Below are 5685 nucleotides of genomic sequence, written 5' to 3' on the forward strand. Positions count from 1 at the left end.
TGCGGAGTTGCTGGTGCCCACGCTCGATGGCGAGGTACCCATCGCGGTGCCGCCGGAAACGCAGACAGGCCACCAGTTCAAGTTGCGCGGTCGTGGCGTGAAGTCCGTTCGTGGTGGCCGCACGGGCGACCTCGTCTGCCGCGTGGTGGTGGAAACACCCGTCCGCCTGACGCGCGAACAGCGCGAGTTGTTCGAGCAGCTCGAAGCCACCTTCGAAAGCGCCGAAGTGGGGCGGCATACCCCGCGGTCGAGCAATTTCATCGATGGCGTGAAGCAATTCTGGTCGCGCGTGACCTCCGGATGACCCGGCCGATCCGCATTGCCATCAACGGAGCCTCCGGGCGCATGGGTCGCGCTCTTGTGGGCCTGGTAGGCCCGGACGACCGGTTCGAACTGGCGCGTGCGATGGTGACGGCGGGCTCCCCGCACGAGGGCAAGCCCGTGCGTGATCCAGGCACCGGCTTGCGCTACGTCAGCGACTGGCATGACGCCACGGGCATCGACATCGTGGTGGACTTCAGCGGCCCGGCGGGGCTCGCCTCAGCCCTGGATCATTGCGAAGCCCACGGGATTCCCCTGGTGACAGGCACCACCGGCATCGATGCCGGCCTGGAAGCGCGCCTGGTGCGGGCAGCCGAGCGCATCGCGATTCTCCGGGCGGCGAATTTCAGCCTGGGCATCGCGGTACTTACGCGGCTGTTGAAGGAAGCGGCGGCCGCCTTGCCCGACTGGGACCTGGACATCGTCGAGGCGCATCACGGCCGCAAGGAAGACGCGCCTTCCGGTACCGCCCTGGCGCTGGGAGAAGCTGCCGCGGGCGCGCGGGGTACCACCCTGGCCGATGCCGCGGTGTATGCGCGCGAGGGGCGCCCAGGCGTGCGCAAGGACGGCACGATCGGCTTTGCCGTGGTCCGCGGTGGAGACATCGTGGGTGAGCACACGGCCTGGCTGATGTCCGGCGGCGAGCGCCTGGAACTGGGTCACCGCGCCACCGACCGTGCGATCTTCGCCCGTGGCGCGCTGGAAGCGGCCAAGTGGCTGACGGGGCGCGCCCCCGGGGCCTGGACCATCGACCACGTCATTGGCGGCGGCTGAGCGGGTAAGCGCCCTACGGTTGCCACGGGCAACCAACCCCGCTAACCTTTCCGGTGATGTCATTGGGGAGTAGCCATCCTCTTACCCCCTGAGGAGTTCGCGTCAACACACTTGCGGCTTGCCGCATGGCGCGAACAGCAGTTGCCGGTTTTCCGGCAACCCGCCCGGCGAGACCTTTGGCCATCGACGTGTTCACCCTTGCCGGGCGAGCCGCGTCGTTGTGCCATCGGTCCTAACGTTTCGCCCGGCGAAGTCGAATTCGATGCTGATGACACTCGCGCTCTTCCTCGGCGCCGCCGTGGCGATCTACCTTGCCTGCGAATACTTCGTCAACGGCATCGAATGGTTCGGGCGCAAATTGAAGCTCGGGGCGACGGCCACGGGCACCGTGCTTGCCGCGTTCGGCACTGCCTTGCCCGAAAGTGCGGTCACCTTCGTGGCCGTGGTGTTCGGCAAGACGCCCGAAGCCCGTGACATCGGTGTTGGCGCGGCCCTGGGTGGCCCGCTGGTGTTGGCCACCATCGCCTACGCGGTCGTGGGTATTTCGCTGTGGAGCTGCCGCCGCAAGCTGGCTCGTCCCAACCAGGTATTGCGGGTGGACAACCGGCGCCTGGCGCGCGACCAATCGTGGTTCCTGGCGATCTTCATCGTCAAGTGCGGCCTGGGCCTGGTGGCCTTCGCCATCAAGCCCTGGCTGGGCGTGGTGTTCCTCGCGGCCTACGCGGCCTATGTGTGGCGCGAGATGCGCGACGACGACACGGTGCCGGAAGACGAGGAACTCGAGCCGCTGAAATTCCGTCCACGCGATGAAGATCCTTCCATGGCGTGGGTGGCGTTCCAGGCGGTGCTCGCACTCACCGTGATCGCCATCGCATCGCGTGTGTTCGTCGGCCAGCTCGAGGCCATCGGCTACGCCTTGCATCTTTCGCCACACCTGGTGGCGCTGGTCTTGAGCCCCGTCGCCACCGAGCTTCCTGAAACCGTCAATGCGGTGATCTGGGTGCGGCAGGGCAAGGAGCGCCTGGCCCTTGCCAACATCTCCGGCGCGATGATGATCCAGGCGACCATCCCCAGTTCCCTTGCACTGTTCGCCACGCCCTGGCTGTTCGACGTGCCGCTGATGGCGGCAGGCGTGGTGACGATGATCGCGGTGATCGCCCTGTGGGTGATGTTCCGGCGCGGCGCGGTCAATGCCCGGTGGCTGGTGCCGGTGGGCTTGCTTTATGGGGTATTTGCCGTCTTCGCCGGCTGGTATCTATCGCGCTGACCGGTAGGGGTCAGAGTCAAGACTCTGACCCCGGAGGCGCAGGCGGATCAATCCGGGTGCGAGGCGTTGCGGTCGCGCCCGGCGCCGATCTTCTTGTCCAGCGAGCCGAAGATCTTCTTGAATACCCGGCTGAACTTGCCGCGCTTGGTTTTGCGAAGTTTTTCTTCCTCGCTGGTGAGCCACGCCACCTGGATGACACGGCGCTCGCCCTCGTAGGGCAGGTGGCCGTGGAAGGAGTTCTCCGCGCGCTTGAACACGGCGAATTCGCCGTAGAGCGGTTTCAACTCCGGCGAAACCATGCTGTCGATGTCGTCGATCTTGCCAAGGAAACGCAGGCAGCCATCGCTGGTGTCCGGCCATTGCGCATTGAGGTAGATGAGCGCCGTGGCGACCTTGCTTTTCGAATCGGTGTGGATGGTGCCGTGGCGCTTGTTCAGCAGCCGGCACAGGGTGACCAGCGTGGGGTAATGGCCCAGTTTGTCTATCCCCAGGCGCTTGCCGATGGCATCGGCGAAATCGCCGGAGGTCATGCGGTCGATCAGCGCATTGACCGAGGGGCCGCAGTCGCTGGCGTCATAGGGGAAGAACCCGGCGCTGGAATACCTGGGGAAGTCCCGGTCGAGCTCGGCGCGGGCTTCTTCGGGCAGCTGGCCGTGGGCAATCATGAACGGAAACGGGTCGTGCCGCAGCGTCGTATCGGGACGATCCAGACGGGCAGGGTCGAGCAGGATGGCGTTCATCGAGGTACCGGCAGTGCGCTTCCGTCGCATTGTAACGCCAGCGGCGGGCCCGCAAGCGGGTTCGGCGCGGTGGACAGAAATGGGCCGGGAACGTATCATTTGCACCCGCCCAAGCAACATCCTCCCCCAGGTCCTCGAGCCGCCCCAGGCAGGCTTGCGGACCTTGCTGCACCTAAAAGGCGGTCCCATGCTCACTCCCGCTCTGCTTGCCCTCGAAGATGGCAGCATTTTTTACGGCCATGCCGTCGGCGCCCACGGCGAGACGGTCGGGGAGGTGGTTTTCAATACCGCCATGACGGGCTACCAGGAGATCCTCACCGATCCCTCCTATGCCCAGCAGATCGTCACCCTGACCTATCCCCACATCGGCAACACCGGCGTGAACGAGGCCGATGCCGAATCCGACCGCGTGCACGTCGCTGGCCTGATCGTCCGCGACGTGCCGCGACTGGCCAGCAACTGGCGCAGCGAGGAAAGCCTGCCCTCGTACCTGGCCCGCAACAACATCGTGGCCATCGCCGGCATCGACACCCGCCGCCTCACCCGCATCCTGCGCGAGAAAGGTGCCCTGGCGGGCGCCATCGTTGCCGGTGACGCCATCGACGCCGATGCCGCCCTGGCGAAGGCGCGCGCCTTCCCGGGCCTCAACGGCCTGGACCTGGCCAAGGTGGTCAGCACGAAGGACCGCTTCACCTGGACCGATGGCCACTACGACCTGGATGCTGTCGCCTTTCGCAGCGTTCCTTCGCGCCTGAAGGTCGTGGCCTGGGACTTCGGCACCAAGCGCCAGATCCTGCGCCTGTTGGCCGCGCGTGGCTGCGAGGTCACCGTGGTGCCGGCGCAGACGCCAGCGTCCGAAGTACTGGCCATGCAGCCCGATGGCGTGTTCCTGTCCAACGGCCCGGGTGATCCGGCCGCCTGCGATTACGCGATCGAAGCCACGCGCGAAGTATTGGACGCCCGCGTGCCCACCTTCGGTATTTGCCTCGGCCACCAGGTCATGGGCCTGGCCATCGGCGCGAAGACGATGAAAATGAAGTTCGGCCACCATGGTGCCAACCATCCGGTGAAGGACCACGACGACGGCCGCGTGCTGATCACCTCGCAGAACCACGGCTTCGCAGTGGACGCTGCCACCTTGCCGCCGCATGCCCGGGTCACCCACACCTCGCTGTTCGATGGCTCGCTCCAGGGCTTCGCGCTTACCGATCGCCCGGCCTTCTGCTTCCAGGGACATCCGGAAGCGGCTCCCGGCCCGCACGACCTGGGTTACCTCTTCGACCGTTTCATTGCCCTGATGGACAAGGCCACGCGCGACAAGGCCGGATAAGACGCAAACGCGCACCGTCCCGCAAAGCCACCGCCACAACGCCCGGAGATACAGCACACCATGCCTAAGCGCCAAGACATCAAGACCATCCTCATCATCGGCGCCGGCCCCATCGTGATCGGCCAGGCCTGCGAGTTCGATTACTCCGGTGCGCAGGCCTGCAAGGCGCTGAAGGAGGAAGGTTTCCGCGTGGTGCTGGTCAATTCCAATCCCGCCACCATCATGACCGACCCCGACACCGCCGACGCGGTGTACATCGAGCCGATCAACTGGCAGACGGTCGAGCGCATCATCGAGAAGGAACGCCCGGACGCGGTGCTTCCCACCATGGGCGGCCAGACGGGCCTCAACTGCGCGCTGGACCTCGCCGACCATGGCGTGCTCGACAAGTACAACGTCGAACTGATCGGCGCCTCGCGCGAGGCCATCCGCATGGCCGAGGACCGCGACCTGTTCCGCCACGCCATGGCCGACATCGGCCTGGACTGCCCCAAGGCTGGCGTCGCCCGCTCGATGGAGCAGGCGCATGAGGTCCAGGCCACCGTGGGCTTTCCCACCATCATTCGTCCCAGCTTTACCCTCGGCGGTTCCGGTGGCGGCATCGCCTACAACCGCGAGGAGTTCATCGAGATCGTCGGCCGCGGCCTGGAATTGTCGCCCGTGCACGAGGTGCTGGTGGAGGAATCGGTCCTCGGCTGGAAGGAGTTCGAGATGGAAGTGGTCCGCGACAAGGCGGACAACTGCATCATCGTGTGCTCGATCGAGAACTTCGACCCGATGGGCGTGCACACCGGCGATTCGATCACCGTGGCCCCCGCGCAGACGCTTACCGACAAGGAATACCAGCGCCTGCGCGATGCCTCCATTGCAGTGCTGCGCAAGATCGGCGTCGATACCGGCGGTTCCAACGTGCAGTTCGGCATCAACGCCCGCGATGGCCGCGTGGTGGTGATCGAAATGAACCCGCGCGTATCGCGCTCGTCCGCCCTGGCCTCCAAGGCCACCGGTTTCCCGATTGCCAAGATCGCGGCGAAGCTTGCGGTGGGTTACACGCTCGATGAACTGAAGAACGACATCACCGGCGGCCTCACTCCGGCGTCGTTCGAGCCGAGCATCGATTATGTCGTCACCAAGATCCCGCGCTTTGCGTTCGAGAAATTCCCCACCGCCGATGCCCGCCTGACCACCCAGATGAAGTCGGTGGGCGAGGTGATGGCGATCGGCCGCAGCTTTACCGAGTCGTTGCAGAAAGC

Annotated in this window: 6 protein-coding genes and 1 riboswitch; of the genes, 5 read left to right on the plus strand and 1 reads right to left on the minus strand. The window is 65.7% G+C overall.

The features are described 5' to 3' along the window. From VK519_RS03135 to VK519_RS03145, 3 genes are all read left to right on the plus strand, one after another. Positions 1 to 304, plus strand: a 304-nt coding sequence (locus tag VK519_RS03135; protein ID WP_324347586.1) for a DnaJ C-terminal domain-containing protein, incomplete at its 5' end; no start/stop codon positions are given. A 41-nt stretch (positions 305 to 345) separates the two neighbouring features. Next, the gene (dapB, locus tag VK519_RS03140) at positions 346 to 1095 is read left to right on the plus strand and encodes a 4-hydroxy-tetrahydrodipicolinate reductase (RefSeq protein WP_414692685.1); all 750 of its coding nucleotides are present in this window, start codon (positions 346 to 348) and stop codon (positions 1093 to 1095) included. A 50-nt stretch (positions 1096 to 1145) separates the two neighbouring features. Next, positions 1146 to 1332: riboswitch (yybP-ykoY riboswitch) on the plus strand. Positions 1333 to 1363: 31 nt separating this feature from the next. Then, a complete protein-coding gene (locus VK519_RS03145; protein ID WP_324347590.1) occupies positions 1364 to 2362 on the plus strand; it encodes a sodium:calcium antiporter in 999 nt (332 codons plus the stop codon). A gap of 47 nt (positions 2363 to 2409) precedes the next feature. Here the strand turns inward: VK519_RS03145 and VK519_RS03150 are convergent, their stop codons facing one another. Further along, positions 2410 to 3102, minus strand: a complete 693-nt coding sequence (locus VK519_RS03150; RefSeq protein ID WP_324347592.1) for a 2OG-Fe(II) oxygenase — start codon at positions 3100 to 3102, stop codon at positions 2410 to 2412. 187 nt (positions 3103 to 3289) lie between these two features. Here VK519_RS03150 and carA point away from each other — a divergent pair, with 187 nt between their 5' ends. Together carA and carB are read left to right on the plus strand one after the other, a co-directional pair. After that, positions 3290 to 4432, plus strand: a complete 1143-nt coding sequence (carA, locus tag VK519_RS03155) for a glutamine-hydrolyzing carbamoyl-phosphate synthase small subunit (protein ID WP_324347594.1) — start codon at positions 3290 to 3292, stop codon at positions 4430 to 4432. Positions 4433 to 4492: 60 nt separating this feature from the next. Next, positions 4493 to 5685, plus strand: a 1193-nt coding sequence (carB, locus tag VK519_RS03160) for a carbamoyl-phosphate synthase large subunit (protein WP_324347596.1), incomplete at its 3' end; no start/stop codon positions are given.

Origin of the sequence: Pinirhizobacter sp., assembly GCF_035317885.1 — a bacterium.
In the GTDB taxonomy this organism is placed as follows: domain Bacteria; phylum Pseudomonadota; class Gammaproteobacteria; order Xanthomonadales; family Rhodanobacteraceae; genus Pinirhizobacter.